The 20,357-nt window shown below is 55.8% G+C and carries 18 protein-coding genes; 10 read left to right on the top strand and 8 right to left on the bottom strand.

Annotation, left to right across the window (positions count from 1 at the left end; translation table 11 throughout):
• Positions 1-210 precede the first annotated feature (210 nt).
• The 7 genes from RRH01S_RS24835 to RRH01S_RS34025 all read left to right on the top strand — a co-directional run bounded on the left by RRH01S_RS24835 (position 211) and on the right by RRH01S_RS34025 (position 6,683).
• A complete protein-coding gene (locus RRH01S_RS24835) occupies positions 211-1,272 on the top strand; it encodes an extracellular solute-binding protein (protein ID WP_042474702.1) in 1,062 nt (353 codons plus the stop codon).
• Positions 1,273-1,391: 119 nt separating this feature from the next.
• Positions 1,392-2,519 (top strand): ABC transporter ATP-binding protein, encoded by a 1,128-nt coding sequence (locus tag RRH01S_RS24830; protein ID WP_234711728.1) that lies wholly within the window; start codon positions 1,392-1,394, stop codon positions 2,517-2,519.
• Positions 2,520-2,521: 2 nt separating this feature from the next.
• On the top strand, positions 2,522-3,421 hold the full coding sequence (locus tag RRH01S_RS24825) for an ABC transporter permease (protein WP_042474699.1): 900 nt from the start codon (positions 2,522-2,524) through the stop codon (positions 3,419-3,421).
• Positions 3,418-4,236 carry an ABC transporter permease gene (locus tag RRH01S_RS24820; RefSeq protein WP_042474694.1) on the top strand — a complete coding sequence of 273 codons (819 nt, stop codon included), beginning with the start codon at positions 3,418-3,420 and terminating at the stop codon, positions 4,234-4,236. Before RRH01S_RS24825 ends, RRH01S_RS24820 begins: the two co-directional genes overlap by 4 nt.
• A 64-nt stretch (positions 4,237-4,300) precedes the next feature.
• Entirely contained in the window at positions 4,301-5,284 is a 984-nt protein-coding gene (locus RRH01S_RS24815) for an SIS domain-containing protein (RefSeq protein WP_042474691.1), read from the top strand.
• A gap of 130 nt (positions 5,285-5,414) precedes the next feature.
• Complete coding sequence (locus RRH01S_RS24810; RefSeq protein ID WP_042474687.1) at positions 5,415-6,257, top strand: PfkB family carbohydrate kinase; 843 nt, start codon at positions 5,415-5,417, stop codon at positions 6,255-6,257.
• Positions 6,258-6,503: 246 nt separating this feature from the next.
• Positions 6,504-6,683 (top strand): hypothetical protein, encoded by a 180-nt coding sequence (locus RRH01S_RS34025; protein WP_234711727.1) that lies wholly within the window; start codon positions 6,504-6,506, stop codon positions 6,681-6,683.
• A 764-nt stretch (positions 6,684-7,447) separates the two neighbouring features.
• Here RRH01S_RS34025 and RRH01S_RS33180 read toward each other — a convergent pair.
• The 8 genes from RRH01S_RS33180 to RRH01S_RS24765 all read right to left on the bottom strand — a co-directional run bounded on the left by RRH01S_RS33180 (position 7,448) and on the right by RRH01S_RS24765 (position 15,946).
• Positions 7,448-8,068, bottom strand: coding sequence for a TetR/AcrR family transcriptional regulator (locus tag RRH01S_RS33180; protein ID WP_052365235.1), 621 nt, complete (start codon positions 8,066-8,068; stop codon positions 7,448-7,450).
• A gap of 301 nt (positions 8,069-8,369) precedes the next feature.
• Positions 8,370-8,990: an LOG family protein gene (locus RRH01S_RS24795; protein ID WP_165586816.1), complete on the bottom strand. Its 621-nt coding sequence runs from the start codon at positions 8,988-8,990 to the stop codon at positions 8,370-8,372.
• Between the two features lie 100 nt (positions 8,991-9,090).
• Positions 9,091-9,699 carry an isopentenyl-diphosphate Delta-isomerase gene (gene idi, locus RRH01S_RS24790; protein WP_042474681.1) on the bottom strand — a complete coding sequence of 203 codons (609 nt, stop codon included), beginning with the start codon at positions 9,697-9,699 and terminating at the stop codon, positions 9,091-9,093.
• A gap of 112 nt (positions 9,700-9,811) precedes the next feature.
• On the bottom strand, positions 9,812-11,437 hold the full coding sequence (locus RRH01S_RS24785) for a B12-binding domain-containing radical SAM protein (RefSeq protein ID WP_042474679.1): 1,626 nt from the start codon (positions 11,435-11,437) through the stop codon (positions 9,812-9,814).
• A 76-nt stretch (positions 11,438-11,513) separates the two neighbouring features.
• A complete protein-coding gene (locus tag RRH01S_RS24780; protein WP_080705458.1) occupies positions 11,514-12,272 on the bottom strand; it encodes an isopentenyl transferase family protein in 759 nt (252 codons plus the stop codon).
• 569 nt (positions 12,273-12,841) lie between these two features.
• Positions 12,842-13,585: an ethanolamine ammonia-lyase subunit EutC gene (gene eutC, locus RRH01S_RS24775; RefSeq protein ID WP_042474673.1), complete on the bottom strand. Its 744-nt coding sequence runs from the start codon at positions 13,583-13,585 to the stop codon at positions 12,842-12,844.
• Positions 13,582-14,979, bottom strand: coding sequence for an ethanolamine ammonia-lyase subunit EutB (locus RRH01S_RS24770; protein WP_042474668.1), 1,398 nt, complete (start codon positions 14,977-14,979; stop codon positions 13,582-13,584). The genes eutC and RRH01S_RS24770 overlap by 4 nt, the downstream gene beginning before the upstream one ends.
• A gap of 139 nt (positions 14,980-15,118) precedes the next feature.
• Positions 15,119-15,946, bottom strand: a complete 828-nt coding sequence (locus RRH01S_RS24765; protein ID WP_042474665.1) for an N-formylglutamate amidohydrolase — start codon at positions 15,944-15,946, stop codon at positions 15,119-15,121.
• A 360-nt stretch (positions 15,947-16,306) separates the two neighbouring features.
• On the opposite strand from RRH01S_RS24765, the gene RRH01S_RS24760 reads away from it, so the two are divergent.
• From RRH01S_RS24760 to RRH01S_RS24750, 3 genes are all read left to right on the top strand, one after another.
• Entirely contained in the window at positions 16,307-17,776 is a 1,470-nt protein-coding gene (locus RRH01S_RS24760) for an amidase (RefSeq protein WP_202034318.1), read from the top strand.
• A complete protein-coding gene (locus RRH01S_RS24755; protein ID WP_042474661.1) occupies positions 17,749-19,314 on the top strand; it encodes an ABC transporter substrate-binding protein in 1,566 nt (521 codons plus the stop codon). Before RRH01S_RS24760 ends, RRH01S_RS24755 begins: the two co-directional genes overlap by 28 nt.
• A gap of 62 nt (positions 19,315-19,376) precedes the next feature.
• Positions 19,377-20,357: an ABC transporter permease gene (locus tag RRH01S_RS24750; protein ID WP_042474658.1), complete on the top strand. Its 981-nt coding sequence runs from the start codon at positions 19,377-19,379 to the stop codon at positions 20,355-20,357.

The raw sequence follows: 20,357 nt of genomic DNA, 5'->3' as shown, positions 1-20,357 counted from the left end.
ATGTATCTTGGTATATACCAACTGGCCTGAACATGCAGACCAGTTGAGTTGGGACGTTGCTACACCCTGGCTCGGCAAGTGCCGACTCGCGCAGTAGCTTGAACCGTTCAAGCTATGGGATTGCCCTCCTTTTAACTGGGAGCGGAGGGCGACGCGTCTCACTGGTATATGCCATGCGGTCTGAACCGCCATAAAAGGGGAATTTCAACCATGAATGCCATACGACATAGGTTCGCGGTTCTCGCCGCTTCAGTATTCGTCCTTTCCGGGGCGGTTGCTTCCGCCAACGCTGCAGACGTCGTTATCGTCGGATCCGGCGGCGTCGTGCAGGACGCCTTTAAAAAGGCGCTTTGGGAGCCGGCCGGCAAGAAGCTTGGTCTGACCGTTGCGGACGACACTTCGCAAAGCTGGACCGACGCCAAGGCGCAAGTCGATTCCGGTTCGGTCAGCTGGGATATCATCAACATCAACATTGGCGAATGCCAGCTTGCTGCGGACGCCGGCATTCTCGTCAAGCTGCCGGCAGACATCGTTGACCGGAGCAAATTTTCGCCTGGGTCGGTGAACGACTACTGCGTCGGCAATACCGTGTTTTCGCAGATCATGGGCGTCAGCACAAAAAAGTGGGGCGGCGATTACCCCAAGAACATGGTGGATTTCTTTGACGCCAAAAAATTCCCCGGCAAGCGCGGCCTGACCCGCGGCCCGCGTGGCAATATCGAAGCGGCTGCTATGGCGCTCGGCAAATCTCACGATGAAGTCTATCCATTCCTCTCAACTGAAGCCGGCCTGAATGCGGCATTTGCCAAGCTTGAAGAGCTGATCAAAACGTCGGACGTCGTCTGGTGGGATAGCGGTGCGCAATTGACCCAGCTCATCGTCGATGGCCAGGTCGATCTGTCTTACGGCTGGGATGGCCGCATCATCACGGCGATGGACGCCGGCGCGCCGGTTAAGCCCGTTTATCAGGACGGCATCATTCAGTCCGATGGTTGGGCGGTTGTGAAGGGTGGACCCCACACCGACAACGCGATCAAGTTCGTGAAGGAAATCTCCAAGGCAGAATATGTCAAGGATCTGCCGAAATATGTCGCCTATGGCGGCGCCAACTTGCTCGCTTATGACGGCTACGAGGAAAAAACATTGTCGCGCTTGACGTCATCGCCAAAGAACGTCGAGGGGCAATTGCCGCTCGGGGTGGACTTCTGGAACAAGAACGGCGCTGAGCTGTCGGAGCGTTTCGACGCGATGCTTCTGTCTATCAAGAAATAAGAATTCGGAAAGTCTGGCGGCGAAACACCGCCGCCAGACGGCCTGTCTTCAAGCTGCGCTCGCCACAAACCGATATAACGGATCACGCGCGCAGCAACCTCGACACTGGGAGTAGTTCATTGTTTTCGCCAAGTCACACACTGCCGTCGGAACATAGTGCAGCAAGCGGGCAGTCTCTGCCGATTTGCATTGCCGGCGTCACCAAAACGTATGGGCCCGTACACGCTCTGAACGACGTCAGTCTCGACATCCGAAGCGGCGAGTTCATGACATTGCTGGGTCCTTCAGGCTCGGGAAAGACCACACTCTTGATGACGCTTGCGGGGTTTATTCGGCCGGATCACGGATCGATCAAGTTCGGCGAGGAGGAGATGTCGTTCACGCCGCCCCATAAGCGCGGGGTCGGGATGATGTTTCAGAACTATGCTCTGTTCCCGCATATGAACGTTTTTGCAAACATTGCTTACCCGTTGAAGATCGCCAAGCGTTCTAAATCTGAAATCAAGGACGCAGTCGACGAGGTCTTGGAAACTGTGCAGCTTCCCGGTTATCAATCCAGACGGATCTCGGAGCTTTCGGGCGGCCAAAGGCAGCGTATCGCGCTTGCCCGCGCCATCGTCTTCAAACCAAAAATCCTGCTCATGGACGAACCACTTTCAGCGCTTGACAAGAATCTGCGTGAAGCGATGCAGGTCGAGTTGAGATCGATGCATGAACGCCTCGGCATGACGACAGTCCTGGTGACCCATGATCAGCGTGAAGCGTTGACCATGTCGGACCGTGTCGCCGTTTTGCGTGGTGGTCAGATTTCGCAACTCGATACGGCCTCGCAGATCTATAACGCGCCCACAAGCGCCTTCGTGGCAGCGTTCATGGGAGAATCTAATTTTCTAAAAGTCGCCGTTACGGGATCGAAATGCTCTTACAGGGGTAAGGAGCTTAAGGTTGCATCGAATGCTGTAACCGATGGGGCAGGCCTCCTGGTCATTCGTCCGGAGAAACTGGAGATCGTAGCTTCCCCCGACGGACACGATGCTTTCAATATTTTTGATGGCGTCCTGGAGCGCACTTTGTTTCAGGGCGAAAGCTACCTGGCCTTTATCCGCCTCCCGGACGGCAATTTGCTCAACGTTCGGCAGCACTTGAACCAGGCCAGCCGTGCCGCAATTCCTCAACCCGGCTCGCAGGTCACCCTTTCGCTTCATGAAAGCGAAACAGTTGTCGTCGCTGACGACGTGGAGCGCTGATCATGAGCATCGTATCCACCTCAGATGCATTCAGGCAAAACGAAACGGAATTGAGACGGGCGGACCGCCTTGAGGGCTTAGGTCTGCTGTCGCTCGCCATCCCCGGTATTTTACTGCTCTTCGTCACGATTATCCTCCCCTTGGCGGTTATGACTTATCTCGCCTTTATCGGGAAAGAGGGTACTTTCAGTTTTGAAAATTTCACGCGGCTTTGGACAAGCCCAGTTTATTTTTTGGTGTTCAGGATCACCTTTTTGGTCTCTCTGTACACAACCTTGCTGGTGGCCCTGATCGGTTATCCGCTCGCCTATTGCCTGGTACAGCTACCCAGTCGGATTCAAAACGTCGCGCTTTTGTTTGTCCTGCTGCCGTTGTGGACTGCCGTTCTGGTGCGTACCTATGCATGGCTCGTGCTGCTGCAAAGCAACGGCGTCATCAACGAGGCCCTCATGCGCTTGGGTCTTATCAACGAGCCGCTCGCTTTGACTCAAAACCTGACGGGCGCGCTGATAGGCATGGTCCATATCATGCTCCCCTTTATGGTAATGCCGCTCTACGCGTCGATGAAATCGATCGACAATGATTTGATGGCGGCTGCGGCCAATCTGGGAGCTAAGCCGGCGCGTGCCTTCCGGGATGTGTATTTTCCGTTGTCGCTGCCTGGGTTTTTCTCCGGAACACTCATGGTCTTCGTTTTGTGCCTGGGCTTCTATGTCACGCCGGCCGTGCTAGGCGGCGGCACCGTCATCATGGCGGCCATGCGTATCGCGGCAAATGTCACCCTCTATTCCAATTGGGGTGCAGCGAGCGCGCTTGGCGTGGTGCTACTTGTGATCACGATTGTGTTGGTCGTCGGCGCCGCAATCTTGGCACGGCGCGCAGGAATGGGAGCGGTGCGATGAATTGGTTTCTTCAACCTGCATCCAAGACGCAGATCACGCATTTGCAACGCCTCTGGCTTTATGTGCTTACGGTTCTGACACTGATCTTCCTTGTCGCGCCGACGCTCATTGTCATTCCAATGTCGTTCTCGCCATCGGACTTTTTGGAATTTCCGCCACGGGGTTTCTCGTTACGTTGGTATGAAAACTACTTCTATTCCACGGATTGGATGACCGCTACCTTCGTTTCGTTGCGCGCAGCCATTCTCTCGATGCTCTGCGCGACGAGCCTTGGAACGGCAGCGGCTTATGGAATTTGGGCTGGTCGTTCGAATGGCCGTACGCTGCTGTGGGGACTTTTTGCCATGCCGATGGCAATCCCGATTATTATTTTGGCAATCGGTGCATTGTTTGTCCTGGCCAGGCTTGGACTCGTCAACACGACAACCGGCCTGGTGGCGATGCACACCGCTCTTGCCCTGCCGCTCGTGCTCATTGTTGTCACAGCAGGCCTTGCATCTTACGACATCAATCAGGAACAGGCCGCCAGAAGTCTTGGTGCAACACGTCCCTACGCGTTCTTCACAGTCACGCTTCCGCAGATCAAGTTTTCAGTCATCTCGGCGATGCTCTTCTCCTTCTTTGCGTCATTCGATGAGGTCGTCGTGGCGATGTTCATATCGAATGGCCCCCACGCAACCTTAAACCGGCGAATGTTCAATTCACTTCGAGATTCCGTGGATCCCACGATTGCAGCGATTTCGACCTGCCTGATAGCGGTTTCGATTGTTTTGCTTGTGCTCGGTCAAATCTTCAAGCCGCGCACCACTCATTGAGCGAGCGCGGCTGAATAAACCTGAAGCTTTTACCCAACGTCTGACTAGATAAAGGAATGATCAAATGACGACCCAAAAGACTGATGCCCAGATCGCAGCTGCGGTGCGGGCCGTAGCGGAGCGTGAAGGTGTCACGGACATCTTCTTCGTTGCTTGCGGCGGTTCTTACGCCATTATGCTGCCAAACCAGTATATTGTTGAGCGCGAGGCGGAACAGATCAACGGGATCGCGCTCAACGCGGCCGAATTCAAGGCTCGCGCGCCCAAGCGCCTTGGCAAGACTTCCGTGGTCATCCTTTGCTCCCATTCGGGCTCAACGCCGGAAACGGTCGAGGCGGCCGAGATCGCACGCAAGGCCGGCGCCCTGACAATTTCGCTCACGCACGTCCTCGGCAGCCCTTTGGATCAAGCATCCGAATACACCATCCCATACACCCATGAGCCCGCGGCGATTTCGTCGGCGCATTCGATGGCTGTTCTTTCGCGCCTCACGTTGGGTATCCTGAAGGCCCGTGAAGGAAATAAAAAGGCAGACGATTTTGACCGCGCTCTCGCGGTGCTACCAGGCATCGTAGAAAACATTATCAACGATCGTCGCTCCGCGATCACGGAATTCGCTGAAGCGCACAAGCGCGAAGCCGTTATTTACACGATGGCCTCCGGTTCCAATTTCGGCGTGGCCTACTCCTACGCGATTTGCATCTTCCAGGAAATGCAGTGGGTTCACTCGGCTGCGATTAACGCCGGTGAGTATTTCCATGGTCCGTTCGAGATCACTGATTTCGACGTCCCCTTTATCCAACTCATCGGGGTTGGGCCCTCGCGGACGATCGATGAACGCGCACTGTCTTTCGTTGAAAAATATAGCAAGCGCGTAACTGCCCTCGATGCAAGGGATCTTGGCGTGTCGAAGCTGCCCGAGACCGTCGCCGAATATATGACACCCCTCATCTTCCAACCCGTTCTTCGGGCCTATGCGGATAAGCTTGGAGAGGCGAAGGGTCACCCCCTGACGGTCCGCCGTTACATGTGGAAGCTCGAATACTAATGGTCTGGGAGGCGGTTCGCAGTTCGTGTCGCCTCCCAAAACAACTGCCAGGGGTGAACTACCACCCTGAGTCCAGCCCCGAGGAGCCCTGAGCTTCCGGTGTGATTGCGCTACGCTTGGGAAGCTATAAATGTCCAATGCTATTTCTCGCCAGGCTGGACTCGTCAGCATCGGCGACAACGTGGTCGATCACTACATTGACCAACGAGTATACTATCCGGGTGGCAATGCCTTGAATGTCGCCGTTCTCGCACGTCGATTTGGTCTAGGCGATGTTGCCTACATAGGTCTGATCGGTGACGATGAGGAGGGCGCCCATGTTCATTCTTCGCTCCTCGCTGAAGGTCTGTCCGACGCTCATTTGCGTCGAGCGAAAGGCGAGACGGGCAAAGCAAAGGTAAATATCATCGATGGTGATCGGGTCTTTATCGAATCCAACCAAGGCGGCGTGCGTAAGCGGCTAATGCTGCGGATGGACGTCGATGACATTGACCTGATTTCCCGTCTCGGCCACGTGCATTCATCGTGTTTCAGTTACATCGAGCCTGAACTGCCTCGCATCCGTGCAGCCTCGAGAGAACTGTCGTTTGACTTCTCCACCGAGCGAGACCGCGACTATCTCGCAGCGATTTGCCCCGTTTTGACGCTGGCGTTCTTTTCTGGATCCGATCTGTCGAATGACGAAGCCGATAGCTTTATCGGAGAGATGCATGCTCTGGGCGTGGCCTCGGTTTGTGTGACGCAGGGTGAGCGCGGTGCGGTTTTTAGCGAAGGTGGGCGCGTAACGCGGCAAGGAATCGTGCAGGCGAAGCTCGTTGATACAATGGGAGCCGGGGACGCTTTCATCGCGGGTTTTCTTGCCGCGCGTATCAACGGGGCGTCGCTGGAACCGGCTTTGGCTCATGCAGCAGGATCTGCGGCGAAAGCGTGCGAGTGGCCGGGGGCCTTTGGTCACCCGCATCCTGCGGAGTAGGTGACGGGCCTTCGGCCAACATTCAGGGGCGATAGTCTCGCTGACCGCTAGCAGTAAATGGCGTCTGGGCGCCACCGTCTTCCTCCCGGGGAGAGTCGTCGACCGCCTTTTGGCGGACTCGAGTGAAAGGAGGGTCGGCGACCTTCCTGGGGGGCAGCAGGGCTTTTGGCGGTAGTGGGAGTGCTGTGGACGCCGTGCATCGAGCTTGCTTGCATCTCGATGGAAAACATTCGCTGGAGTAAGTCGGTGAAAGACAAAAAGATTGATGAGAAGTGGCAAGATCTCGTTTCACACTATCGGCCATTAGGTATCAAAGCGGTGCTTGCGGCAACAACTGTCCGGTCTCCTGCGCGCCCGAAGAAAAGTGGTCAATCGCCGTCCGATAAAATACCCTTAGCCACGGGGCGGGTTGATCGCGCGGAATGATACGAATTTGACGGCATTGCTGGTCGGTGCTGTTAGAACTCCTCCCGGGGCACCTTGGCTGCCGTCTCGCAGATCGCGGCGGCAGCCACTTTTCGTGGGAGCAATGGCGTCTTGGCTTCAACCGACACTTCGATGCTGGCGCCCGGTACGACACCTGCCGCCGACCGCGGCGCAACTTAGTGCGATCTCTGTCATGAAGGAATGGATACTTTCCCCGCTTGAAAAGACCTGCATTCGGTGGATTTCTCAAGGCAGGACCGTCGCCGAAATCGCGTCGATTGAGGGCAAATCCGTCGCCGACATCGAGAACTGCCTGCATAGTTCATTGGTCGTACTGAAGGCAAAGTCGATTGAGGAGGCCATTCAGAAAGCAGATCTCAGTAAGTCCAATTGACTTGATCGAAAGGCGCTCTTGCCGTCGGCTTGAAAAACGGAACCAACTTTGCTGCCGAGAACTGGGGGACGTGACTGCCCACCGGTTCAGCTTTCATATGCGCACGTTGCATCTGATCGATCTCTTGCAATATGTGTAGCAGCCGTTTGCCTGCTGTCGTGGCAAACGGCTTCAGGAACGATGGAAGTTCCATAATACATACTATGTGATATGTTATAACATTACAACGCTGCCTCGCACATGGCTCAACGCGAGTTCGGAACATACGACGTTGGAAGCGGCCAACCTTCAAGGCCACCTGTTCACAGACAGCGGCATCGGAAAACGCTTAGGCGATATGTAAATACCAATCACCAAGCGAAATACTCGTTTATCTAGTGACCAAATCGGCGCGCTGGTACGAGGAAAGCATCGCCTGAACGATACGCAAGCCATCGGATTTCAAATCAAACCTCGAATTATCTTCCAGCCAGGTCTGAAGCGTTCCCCGCATCATAAACCAAAAGGTATATGCCGCAGTGTCGGACGTCCATGGAGCTAGCAATTCCTTCCTAGTCTCTGCGGATCCAAAGACGCTACCTAACGTCGCTCGCACCTCCTGGTGGAACTTGCGGTCTTCATTATAGAAAGCGGCTGTATCGGAAACTTTCTTATCATAGATCTGGAAAATCCGCCTGCAGTTTTCGTTGTCAGCGAAGTAGTTAATGGCTGATGTGGCACACTCAGCAACCGCCTTCAACGGCTTCTCAACCATTCCTGCGTCATGGAGTCTGCCCAGTTTTCTTGCGTGCCAGCAAAAATCATCGCGCAATGCCAACAGAATGTGCATTTTTTGTCCGAAATGCCACTGGACGGCGCCAGTTGTTACGGCCGCTTCGCCCGCAATTTCTTGCAAGGTGGTGTCATCGTATCCTTTTTCGATAAAAATAGCTTCGGCAGAGCGTAAAATCCGCGTCCGGGTAGCTGTAGCCTCTTCCGGCGTCCTTCTCATGACTTACCTGTCCTGTGGCCAATCGCATAAGTCCTCTTGGGAACGCACGTCACCCCGGCATTCCGCGAGAAATAGGAAATAAGAGATCGGCCATGGTTTGCCACAGCGATTTCGTTACAAAATTAACAAAGGGATCACAGGTATGCAGGGCCACCGCCGCTCGTGGTACCATCTCGTTTTATAGACAACGCAATTCACAATTCACTACCGTTCAATGCAATTCATATCTTTAACTCGCCTCTGTGACTGCTACAGCTGGTTATCGTCAGAAACGATGAGGTAACTGGCAAAGTGGGCTCAGTTAGCGGCGGAGCGCACCTAAGAAATCGCTCTGTTCTGAACGTGACTTTAGTGTGGCGCTACCTTTTGCCATCGCAGACAAGAGCGCCTCAGCGTCCTCCTCGACGAGGAGGATGTTGCGATGGCTTGTTGTCACGAACGCCTCGTCAACAACGTGATCAAGAAAGGATTCGAGCTTCCTATAAAAGCCTGCGGTGTCGAGCAGCCCACAGGGTTTACTATGATAGCCAAGCTGAGCCCATGTCCATACTTCGAACAGTTCTTCAAGCGTTCCCAATCCCCCTGGCAAGGCGATAAAGCCATCCGATAGCGCTGCCATCAGCGCTTTGCGCTCGTGCATGGTCTCGACAATGCGCAGATCAGCGAGACCAGTGTGCGCAACCTCATTCTCGGCCAGTGCACGCGGAATTACCCCAATAACCTCTCCGCCATTGCTTCGGGCTGCATCGGCGATCGTCCCCATCAAACCGATCGAAGCGCCGCCATACACCAATCCGATGCCTGACGTCGCGAGAGCTTTGCCGAGGCGCTTTGCTGCACTCACATAGTCTGGTTTCCGGCCGTTGTTTGAGCCCGAAAAGACGCAATATCTCAAACGCTCCTCCCATCGACAAACGAACATTACGCAAGATTGGCTTTGAATATTCCAACCCACCAAGATCCGTTTCGAGCGCCCAGACCAGGGCACGGAATAGCGCGGCCAAATCGTCGTAACCAACGTCTCATATTTTTGCTCTGGCGGCTTCAGGCAAGCTCAGCTCATCCGCTATGGGCCATTGCGATGGATCCGCATTAAACGATGCGAGCAGTTCGACTTGCGCGCGACACCATGGCGACACCAGCAAGCGCCCATCCTGTAAGCTTTCGACAAACCATTGCCAATCCACCCACTGCCACGCAGACACCTCATTCAGATCGGGTGTTACGCTCAAGGTTTGGCAGCGGGCGGTGAACACGGGGCACAATTCATGTTCGGTGATCCCATTCGTCATTGCTGCGCGATAGGAAAACTCGGGTAGCACAAGACGAATGCCATTTACCTCTATCCCCAATTCCTTTCGAACCCGGCGCTCGATTGCTTCAATCAACGATTCACCCGGCCGCGGGTGCCCACAGCAACTATTGGTGAGAACACCGGGCCATGTAATCTTGTCCGATGCCCGCCGCGTCACGAGCAGCTTCTTGTCGCCATCAAAAATGTAGACCGAAAAGGCAAGGTGCAGCGGTGTATGGGCGTGATGGATTTCGGACTTTGGAGCCGTGCCGATGGCCTCACCATGCTCGTTGCACAAAATGACCTTTTCGGAGAGTGCATTCGTCGAAGTGTTCATCAAACACCTCCAGGGTTGGAAAGCTGCATGCAACCTGAACGGTGGACGGTCATCAGCGTCTTCAGAAATGGCAACGTGTGGAAGTGAACGCATGGCGTCGTTAAACTCAGGGTCAAGCCGTCGTCACACCATATCCATTAAGTTGCTCGAGAAGTTGACTTTCAAGACGCTGCGCTTGCCCTTCGTCCTCGACGTCCGCACTGATCATTCCGAGACGATCGACTAATTTTTCTACTACGGCGTTCCGATGTCCGGAGTCATTGCTTATAAGCGGACCCTCGAAATCGTGTTGCCAAGATCGGAAGTTTGCGGTGTCGCTTTTCCAACGAACCTCCCTTAGAGTTTCGAGCTGCAATCGCTGCGCTGTATCGGAGTCCATCCCGTTGTGGCTCCAGATCCGTGCCTCGCCGCTCGGGTCATCAACTTTGAGGTTGAAGCGTTCTGCATCTTGCCAAACAGGCATAGTCTCGTCCTGAAGCATGCAAACGTAAAGAGCGAATTCTCCGGAATACTCGTTGACAAGGAACGCCTTCGTCTCCTCGAACATATCGGGAGTTTCTCCTGGATAACCGACAATAAACGACACGAAATGTTTGATCGTGCTTCCGTCTAGAAGCTCATGAGCTACACGATTTGCTCGCGCCGTGACTTTCTTGTCCATGTTCCTGAGGCTCGCATCGCTCATTGACTCGAAGCCGATGAACAGAGATTTGCAGCCGGCGTCTTCGAGCTGATGGACGAGCTCGGCATCTTTGATTGAATTTGCTCGCGTGTATGCTTCCCATTGAATGTCGATGGTAGCTAGTTTCGGCAAAAGCTCCCTGAGGCGCTTCGGAGGTACGGTAAACGTTGAATCCAACGCTTTGACGTAGCTTGCGCCGTTTTGAACTTTATAGTGCTCCCAATCGCTCGCGATTTTATCTGCGGACTTATATCTCCACAGGGGCGATGCAGCCGGGAATGAGCAAAATTTGCAACTGAACGGACAACCCCGCATCGATTCGTAAGGTACAACCGGTGCATGACCGGTTAGCGCGGGTGACGGGTATTGGTCCAGGTCGATATAGGCGATCGGCGTAAGCCGTGGTCGGCCATTTACATCGCGAAACACGAGATTAGGAACGCTGGTAGGATCACCTCCCTTGAGCTTATTGAGCAAATCCGGCAGCGCAAATTCAGCATCTCCGCGAATGATAAAATCGACGCTCCCATGATCTCGCATAATCTGCATGAACTTGAGATTGCTATATTGACCACCAAGGATCAGGATTGCATCGGGGAATCGCAGCTCGATCCAACTTATCGCCTGAAGCAAGCTGCGCCGATCCCAGATGAAGGTGGTTGAGAGGAGAACGACATCGTAAGAACCAGCGGGTTCGTCTCCAACCCCTTTCCAGATATTTTCAGTTGGCATTGCGTCGAACTCAACTCCCCCCTCAGTGAGAATGGACTGCAGCGTGAAGGTCGTGAGGTGGAACGTTCGAGCCGGTTGGGACGCGCCTTTGGCAGCAGAGCTATTGCTCATAGCCCTTGCCCCGCCGCCATCTCGACGTGCACGAAGCAACGGCACGCCCCCCCCATCGTCGGCTTTATACTGAAGGCGCGAGAGATCAAATCGGGCCCTACCAGAGCCGACGGCAGCCACTTCAGGATTGATAAGGAGCTCGAAGGATGAACCACGCAGCAGCCTGTTATCGGGAAATTCCGGCCCCATTCCGGAGATGAGCAAGATAGTCATTTTACCTCACGGTTGGCAAAGTTTCAGATTGACGCGTAGCTCGAAAGTAAGCTTTTGCTGAATCTCATGAGTAGACCTAGCCCAACGATCTAAGGTCCGGTGGGCTCCCGGTATCATGTGGAGCCGAGAGAGGAGTGAGGCCAACATTCCCGCCTTCTTGCCAGTCAGGGAAGTCGCGCTCTTGCCACCGCGCGTGTTCAAGATATTCCTCGGCAATGGCCGCTATCAGCGCCTCCCGCCGCATCGGATCGAGATGTAACAACTCGCTGATTTCGATGTTATTTTCCCTGGCGAACTGTATCGCGCAGCGATATCCGTCGATGTCCTCCAATACTGGCCGGAGAACTTCCTGGTTCCAGAGATCCGCCAACTCCTCCAGCAGGGATGGGCGCTCGTCCTTGATGGCAAACATTTCCGTAACTCGAAGTCTTGCCCGCGGCAGGAAAACATCCGGAGCCGCAAGACGCAGGCGCCTTACGTGCCACCTGAAACCGGCATTCCAATAGGAGTCCTTGGCCATGCAGTTCAGAAGAGAAATCGAACCGCCTTCGAGGATGAGGCCAGGGGAAGATTTGCGATCCTCTATTTCCGATATGAGCTGGAGATGAGCGGCCTCTGCTTCCATCACGCCTTCGGTGAGTGGGCGCGAATCTAGGTAGATTCGCTGGGTGGATTGCAGCTCCGACTCTAAAGGACGCCCGCTGCCGGTGGCGATTTGAGGGCAGCATTGTATTCGATCCAGCGCGATAACCGGCCATCCGGTCTCTCGTGCAATTTGGATTGCCAAGTCTGTTTTTCCGCTGCAGGTGGGTCCATAAATAAGATAGATTAGCATTCGCATCTCGCTCTTTTTTGGTAACTGGTGCCATCGGGCGTGACGCGGCACGATCTGATAACCGTGCCGCTTGATCGGGTATTGAAAAGTATGCGCCGCGCACAGTATAAAAAGAACAAATGTCCGAATTCGAAGTCTCGAATTCAGAAATAATGATAGTATTTGTTCCGGGTGCAACCTTAGCAACGGAGACTGGTGTTCGCAATACGGATGAAAACATTAAATATACATTAATAATGTAAATATACTGATTGTAATGCCAGAATCCCAATGCTTGTACTAGAAGTTTCGTTTCAATTGACATCGATTCCCCAACCGACCCTGCGGGTGATCAACTTGCAGGGTGTGCCGCCGCTAAACAACGACCATGTGCTGGACGGCGCGCATACCCGACCCTGAATGTGGTCATAAACAATGCAGGTAGGGGCAAGACCCTCGGGGAGACCGCATTGCTCGAAGGAAAGAGCGTAGCGGAGATCGAGGACCATTTGCGACGTGCAGTGCTCTCGCTTGGAACAAAGTCCATCAAGGAAGCGCTTTATAAGGCCAACCTTCCCGAGCCCTATTGACTATGCATCCCCGTGCGTCAGCGTACTTGCCGTGCCTTCGGCGTTTTCCTTGAGGTCAACACCGGTCAGTTGCAAGCGCAGCGCTTCTCGAACGATCCAAACGATCTTGTCGGCCGCAACCTCATAGCTGAGCCCGTCGGCGTGAATATTCGAAATGCAGTTGCGTTCGCTGTCGCGTCGTCCCGACTGCGGTTGGAACGTAATATAAACACCCAGACTGTCGGGCACGCTTAGCCCCGGCCGCTCGCCGATTAGCACGATCGCCACCTCAGCACCGAACGCCGCCGCAGCCTCATCGCCGAATGCCACCCGCGCCTGTTCGCCCAATATCACCGGGGCGATACTGAATCCCCCAAGACGCTTAATACACGCTTTGAAGAGCGGGACCGCATGGCGCTCAACCGCCGATGCCGACAGCCCGTCCGCGATAACGAACGCGATATCGTGGCGTTCCCCCGACACCGGAAGATCGGCAGCAAGCGGCTGACGACCGAGGTCCGGGCGCGCTAGATAGACGGTCCGGTCCGCCGCACACGACCTGATACGGATCGTCGGAACTGGCGCAAGTTCCTTGGCGAGAGCAACGAAATCGACTCGGCCATGGACGGCGTCCCGCGCCCTGGCATGAGCAAGCTGAAAATCTAAAATTGCCGCTGTGGGCAATGCGTCGCCCGCCCTTCCAAGTCCAATCCGGGCACGTGTAGAATTGCGGAAACGCTCAAACGGGTCTCGGCCCCAACTCATGCGGACACCCCGTAGCTCAAGAGATTGTGAGAGAATTGGCCCGAGGCGCTGGCAGGCGCCAGACGGCCCGAATGATCAAGCATGCCCATGCGATGAAGCCATGCTTCGAATTCCGGAGCGGGCGGACGATTGAACTGATGCCTGAGCCCAAGAATATCGTGGTAGGAAAGGCTCTGGTAGTTGAGCATGACGTCATCAGCGCCGGGGACAGCAATCAGGAAGCTGACACCTGCGACGGTCAGCAGCACCATAAGATTGTCCATGTCGTCCTGGTCTGCCTCTGCATGGTTGGTATAGCAAACATCGACCCCCATCGGTACGCCGAGCAGTTTTCCGCAGAAATGATCCTCTAACCCGGCACGAATGATCTGCTTGGCATCGAACAGGTATTCAGGACCAATGAAACCGACCACGGTGTTGACGAGCAGCGGGCTGAATTCCCGCGCCACGGCATAAGCCCGCGCCTCGACCGTCTGCTCGTCCACGCCATGATGGGCGTTCGCCGAAAGAGCGCTGCCCTGCCCGGTCTCGAGGTACATGACATTGGTTCCGACGGTGCCGCGCTTCATTGACATCGCGGCTTCATTGCCTTCCCTGAGAACGGCAAGATCGACGCCGAAACCTTTGTTGGCAGCCTCGGTGCCGGCAATTGACTGGAAGACCAGGTCGAGCGGTGCTCCGGCCTCGATTGCCTTGATGGAGGTAGTAACATGGGTCAATACGCAGGATTGAGTGGGAATCTCGAACCGTTCGCGCAGCCGGTCGAACAGGACCATCAACCTGGTGCAGGCATCGAGATTGTCGGTGGCCGGATTGATGCCGATCACAGCATCGCCGATACCGTAGAGCAGCCCGTCGAGCGTCGAACCGGCCACACCTTCCGGATCGTCGGTCGGATGATTGGGCTGAAGGCGGCTCGACAGCCTTCCCGGCAGGCCGATGGTGGAGCGGAAAGCGGTGACCACGCTGCATTTGCCGGCAACAATAATCAGATCGTGATTGCGCATGATCTTGGAGACGGCGGCGACCATTTCCGGCGTGAGGCCCGACGCGAGCGCCGCCAGCCTTTCAGTCGTCGCGTCGTAGGAAAGAAGCCAATTGCGAAACTCGCCGACCGTCATATGCGAAACCGGCGCGAATGCTGCCCGGTCATGGCGATCGATGATCAGCCGGCTGACCTCGTCGGTCTCATACGGGATCAACAGATCCTGCAAGAAAGTTTTGAGCGGCATGTCGGCGAGCACACAGCGGGCAGCCACCCGCCGCTCATTGCTTGACGCCCCTATGCCCGCGAGCACATCGCCCGACTTTGGCGGCGAGGCACAGGCCATGACGGATTTCAAATCCTCGAAGACATGGCGCTCGCGCCCTAAAATGATCGAATACATTGTCATCCGCTCGTGGCCATGCTTCAGGCCAAAGTTTGGGGTTGGAACGCGGCCACCCTGAGAGTTGGTGGCAGGCTCGCGCGGTCGGTTTCGAAGGCAGCTACGCAAGAACCGTGCCAGGCGTTACGACGGTGACCTTGCAACATCACGACTGCGGGCCGGCAGGCGTGTCGATTGACGTGGGTGCGGCGGGCAATTTTCCGCGCTGTATTTCCGATACGCCCCTTTGGATGAGGGTGGCGAGATACGCCGCAACGGCTGCTTGTCCATCCGCGCGCGCCAAAAGGTCGTTTCGAACCTCTATCATGACGTTCGGTATGCCGTTTGCGATGCCCTGCTCGATAAGTGTGTGCGTGACCCCATCCGCCGGACCGTATGGTTGGTTCCTCATGACGACATAGTTTTGATCGGTTCCTTCGGCTTCCGCGAGGATCGCATCCGCGAGCCTGGAGTCGCTGTCATGCAATACTCCGATCTCGACTTCGCGCCGCCTGCCGAAATAGATCGGGGTAAAACTATGGATGGTCACAAGGATGGTCGCGCGCCCCTCAGTTTTGCGTGCGCTCAGAATTTCAGAGAGGCCGTCGCGAAAGGGCAGATAGATTTCCCTGATCCGCGCCTGACGATCTGCTTCCGAGATGTTTTGATTTCCCGGAACGTCATAGATCTCGCTCTTTCCGACGATTGCAGACGCGGCCTCCGGCGGGCGATTGCAGTCGTAAACGAGTCGCGAATAGCGCTGGTAGCAGAGAACCGCATCGAGAGATGTCGAAAGATATCCCGCGACTTTCAGTGCACCGGGATCCCAGGCGATGTGACTTGAAAGTGCCGACGTATCAAGACCGAGGTCGCCGAGTGCTCGCGGGATCAAACGCGAAGCATGCTCACAAACGACCACAATGTCGCCGAGCGCGGCCTTGTTTTCGATCGCGATTGCAGAGTCACCAGCGCCGAGCAACGAGAATTTACCCATTTTAGTCTCCGTTGATATCCACACCATATCAACGAAAACAATAAAAGCAACATGATCTCCACATAGCTTGATATAGCCTTCTTTACGGGGCGATGGTTCATCTCCGCCACGCCTCTCCTTCGCTCACCGTTTTCGGAAGGCTGCCGAAACCCTAGGCAAAATGCCTGCAAACTATGCCTTTTTGTGAGGCAATCCTGCGCGGTGCGTGCCCAATTCGATTTCTTATGCCGATGCTCCTGCTGTGTGCTGGGATGACCCACGTGACGATTTTTCCGGCCGCAAAAATTCGAAAGCACTCATCGATCGTGTTGACAAATGCAACAAGTCCACATAAATCCACATTCCAAGGAGATCGCAATCGTGGATTTTTCAGTTCTTTCGCTCAGCTCAGCAATTGCTTCCGGCAAGCTCACGTCCGAAGCGCTCGTTAAGGAATGCCTGGCGCGCATCGCGCGGCTGAACCCCATCGTCAATGCTTTCAGTCAGGTGTTTGAAGAACAGGCTCTTGACGAGGCGCGAGCCTGCGATCGTGAAGCGGCCGAAGGTCGGTTCCGTGGTCCTCTCCACGGTATCCCGATGGGCGTCAAAGATCTCTTCTTCGTCGAAGGGCAGCTCTGCCAGCGCGGATCTCGTGCCTACAAGGATTTCGCTCCCAAGGCGACGGCGCCGATCGTCCAGCGGATGATTGACGCCGGATCTATTATCATCGGGAAGACGACGACCACCGAAATGGGGTGGTCCGGTTCCGGCTTTTCCGAATTCTATGGTCCGACACGCAATCCCTGGGACCCTAAGCTCACCAGTGGTGGTTCGAGCTCCGGTTCGGGTGCTGCGCTCGCGGCTCGGATGGTTCCCTTCACATTGGGGTCCGACGGTGGTGGTTCCGTGCGCATCCCGGCGGCATTCTGCGGTGTGTTCGCCATGAAGGGCTCGTTGGGGCGCGTTCCGGCCTGGCCCTGGAGCGCAACGGAGATGTTGTCCCACGCCGGCCCGATGAGCGTCTCGGCAAAGGATAGCGCTTTCTTGTTCAATATCGCCAAGGGGCCCGATCCGCGAGATCATCAGGCGCTGCCGGACGACGAAGCCGATTACACCGAAACGCGATCGACAAAGTCGCTGCGGATTGGTTTTGCTCCAAGCCTCTTTGGGTTCGAAGTCGCGCCGGAAATCGATCGGGTCGTGCGCGAAGCAGTCGATGCGCTCACGCAGGCACTCACGATCGAAGTTCGTTCGGTTTCCCCGGACTGGGAAGACCCGATCCGTATCTTTGAAACTCTCTGGGTTGCCGGCCGGGGCGTCGCCTATGGCTCCCAGTCCGACCTGTCCGATTTCGGCAGCGGTTTCCGCGCCCTTGTCGAAGCTTCGGCGGGCTACAATCTCAATGATTATCTCTCGGCCGCGAAAGCGCGCGCGGAATTTGCTGGTCACGTGCACGCACTCTTCGAAGACATTGACCTGCTCCTCTTGCCAACCATCCCGGTCGAGCCGTTTTCGGCTGACCGGGAGGCGCCCGAAGGATTCCAGTCGCCCTCGAAAGTCCTCGCTTGGACGGGCTGGACGCCCTTTACATATCCCTTCAATCTTTCAGGCAACCCGGCAGCCTCGCTGCCTTGCGGCCTGACCGTCAACGGACTGCCCGTTGGCCTGCAGGTCGTCGGCCGCCGTCATGCCGATGCGCTTGTCATGGCGTTTTGCCAGCAGGCCGAAGACCATATTTTCAAAAACAACAATCCTCCGCTTGTCGTTGCTGGCGACAAGATGGGGTGGGGAACGCCCAGCAAATCAACTGTGGAGATGTCGTCATGGAGTTCAATAGAAGATCGCTCTTAAAGAGTTCGGCGCTTGCGGGCATCGCGCTCGGCATGCCTGTTCTCAATACCAAGTTCCTGGTCAATCCGGCCAATGCCGCGGAAAACAAGGTTCTTAAATTTCTCTCGGCCGAAACTCTGACCGGCAACTGGGACCCCTCGTCTCACACGACGCTGGCGCAGATCAACCTTGAAAGCTTTGTGTTCGGCTATCTGACCCGCGCACCGATGACGCCGGAAAAACCTGACGAACTCGTCATGGAACTGGCGACCGAGATGAAGCTGGTCGACGAGCACACGCTCGAATTCAAGCTGCGCGAAGGCGTCACCTTCCACGACGGCAAGCCGTTCAGCGCCGAAGACGTCAAGGCGACGTTCGAATATGCCAGTCGCCCGGACCGGCCGGCTGCTTGGTATCCCGGTCCATGTGAAGTCGAAGTCGTCAGCGATTACGTCGCGCGGGTCAAAACCGACAAGGCCGGCTACCCCGCAAGCCTTTTCTGGTTCCTTTCTTCGTTTCTGCCGATCATGTCGGCAAAGGACGTTGCCGACCCCAAGACGCTATCTGCCAGACCGAACGGCACCGGTGGATTCAAGTTCGTCAAACAGGACGGCAACACGACCGTCCTCGAGGCCTTCGACAATTTCTACCTCGGCAAGCCGACGATTCCCGGCATCAATTTCAGCTTTGTCGGCGACGCGACGACCCGGACACTGGCACTGTTGAACGGCGAAGCCGACCTTATCGAACGCCTTGAAGCGGAACAGGTCGAAACGATCGAAAAGACCGGAGGCTTCCAGCTTCACAAGGCGATCTCGGTCGAAAACAAGTATCTCTGGTTCCGTTGCTCGAAGCCGCCCTTCAACGACTGGAGACTGCGTCGCGCCGTCTGCCACGCGATCGACCGATCGGTGATCGACGATATTCTCGGCGTTTCTGGCCATGCCTCGAACTGCTATGTGTCTCCGGTCAAGTTCGGCTATGTCGATATCCCGAACTATCCAAAGTACGACCCGGACCAGTGCCAGAAGCTTTTGGCGGAAGCCGGTTTCCCGAAGGGCGAAGGACTGCCCGAACTCGAATATATCACATCGGTGGGCTTCTACCCGAAGACGAAGGAATATGCCGAGGCCATCACGGCCATGCTTCAGGAACAAGGCTTCCCGGTAAAACTCAACGTCATGGAAGTCGCGGCCTGGGGCGACGCGCTCTACGATCGTCCCGGCGGCGGGCCTGGCCATATGATCGACTGCGGCTGGTCGACCGGTTCGCCGGAGCCGGACCTCGTGCTGCGCACGCATTTCCACTCGACGACGCACCGCATCTGCGGCATCCAGGATCCGGAAATCGATGCTGCCCTCGATAAGGAGCGCAACGCCTCGAAGCCCGAGGAGCGCAAGACGGTCATTCAGACCGAGCTGATGCCGTTGCTGGCGACCAAGACGCCTTCGTTCTCTCTCTTCACGTCAGTCTTCATCCACGGCATGCGTGATGGCTTAAGTGGTCTGTACATCTATCCGAATGGTATGATGGACGCCAATAAGGCGACATTGGCCTGATCCAGCGCTGCGGCCGCTGCCTCGCAGCGGCCGCCTTGGCCCCGATAGACTAGGGTAAGTTCATGTTTCTTCTATCATTCCTGTTGAGACGGCTTTTGCAGGGAAGCCTGATCATCCTTCTCGTGATATTCATCATCTTCACGTTGTTGCGTGTGGTGCCGGGTGACCCCGCGCGCCTTATCGTGGGCGGCATGGCCCCCGATGCGGTGGTGGCGATGAAGGCAAAGGAACTTGGTCTTGATCGGGCCATACCGCTGCAATTTGTATCCTATCTTGGCCATTTGGCGACCGGTGATCTAGGCACGTCGTTCGTCAGGCCGAAGAGCGGTGCAAGCCTGGCCGGTTCGGCCTATAACGACCCGACACGGGAAGAGCGGGCGAAAGTTCTCGACCTTATTCTCGATACATTGCCAATGACCCTGCAGCTCGCTGCCGTCGCATTGGTCATCGCCTTGCTTGTTGCTGTTCCACTCGGCCTCGCCGGCGGGCTGTATCAGGGCCGCTGGCCTGACAAGCTCGCCCTCGCATTGGGGTCGATCTTCGTCTCGACGCCGAATTTCTGGCTTGGCATTGTTCTGACGCTTTTTCTGTCGGTGAAGCTCAGGGTACTGCCTGCGATCGGCTATAAGGGCTTCGAGTACACCATTCTTCCGGCAATCGTGCTGGCGGTGGAGATTGCGCCGTTCATCCTGCGTACGCTGACCGTTTCTGTTGCGCAGGTGTTGCGCGAGGACTTCATTCAGCTTGCCCCGGTGAGAGGACTCAGCCGTGGACGCACCATCTTCTCGCATGTGCTTGGCAACTCGGCTGTCCCGCTGATCAACCTGCTCGGCGTACAGCTCGGCATGCTTCTGGGCGGCGTTTTGGTGGTCGAGTTCATCTTTGACTATCCAGGCTTGGGGCTCTTGACGATCAATGCCGTTCAACAGCGCGACTTTCCGCTCATACAGGGCGTCGCGATTTTCATTTCCGTGATGTTCGTGGTGATCAACATCCTGGTCGATCTTATCGCGATGACTATCGATCCGAGACTGGAATATTAA

It is taken from the genome of Rhizobium rhizogenes NBRC 13257 (genome assembly GCF_000696095.1).
GTDB lineage: Bacteria > Pseudomonadota > Alphaproteobacteria > Rhizobiales > Rhizobiaceae > Rhizobium > Rhizobium rhizogenes.
This window is presented reverse-complemented; position numbering and strand designations above follow the sequence as displayed.

Bases quoted from the DNA above. Each gene is read 5' to 3' on its own strand.
- RRH01S_RS24810 (WP_042474687.1), top strand. From the start codon at position 5,415: ATGTCCAATGCTATTTCTCGCCAGGCTGGACTCGTCAGCATCGGCGAC.
- RRH01S_RS24820 (WP_042474694.1), top strand. From the start codon at position 3,418: ATGAATTGGTTTCTTCAACCTGCATCCAAGACGCAGATCACGCATTTG.
- idi (WP_042474681.1), bottom strand. From the start codon at position 9,699: ATGAACACTTCGACGAATGCACTCTCCGAAAAGGTCATTTTGTGCAAC.
- RRH01S_RS24785 (WP_042474679.1), bottom strand. From the start codon at position 11,437: ATGACTATCTTGCTCATCTCCGGAATGGGGCCGGAATTTCCCGATAAC.
- RRH01S_RS24770 (WP_042474668.1), bottom strand. From the start codon at position 14,979: ATGACAATGTATTCGATCATTTTAGGGCGCGAGCGCCATGTCTTCGAG.
- RRH01S_RS24795 (WP_165586816.1), bottom strand. From the start codon at position 8,990: ATGTTCGTTTGTCGATGGGAGGAGCGTTTGAGATATTGCGTCTTTTCG.
- RRH01S_RS24815 (WP_042474691.1), top strand. From the start codon at position 4,301: ATGACGACCCAAAAGACTGATGCCCAGATCGCAGCTGCGGTGCGGGCC.
- RRH01S_RS24825 (WP_042474699.1), top strand. From the start codon at position 2,522: ATGAGCATCGTATCCACCTCAGATGCATTCAGGCAAAACGAAACGGAA.
- RRH01S_RS24780 (WP_080705458.1), bottom strand. From the start codon at position 12,272: ATGCTAATCTATCTTATTTATGGACCCACCTGCAGCGGAAAAACAGAC.
- RRH01S_RS24750 (WP_042474658.1), top strand. From the start codon at position 19,377: ATGTTTCTTCTATCATTCCTGTTGAGACGGCTTTTGCAGGGAAGCCTG.
- RRH01S_RS24755 (WP_042474661.1), top strand. From the start codon at position 17,749: ATGGAGTTCAATAGAAGATCGCTCTTAAAGAGTTCGGCGCTTGCGGGC.
- RRH01S_RS33180 (WP_052365235.1), bottom strand. From the start codon at position 8,068: ATGAGAAGGACGCCGGAAGAGGCTACAGCTACCCGGACGCGGATTTTA.
- RRH01S_RS24835 (WP_042474702.1), top strand. From the start codon at position 211: ATGAATGCCATACGACATAGGTTCGCGGTTCTCGCCGCTTCAGTATTC.
- eutC (WP_042474673.1), bottom strand. From the start codon at position 13,585: ATGAGTTGGGGCCGAGACCCGTTTGAGCGTTTCCGCAATTCTACACGT.
- RRH01S_RS24765 (WP_042474665.1), bottom strand. From the start codon at position 15,946: ATGGGTAAATTCTCGTTGCTCGGCGCTGGTGACTCTGCAATCGCGATC.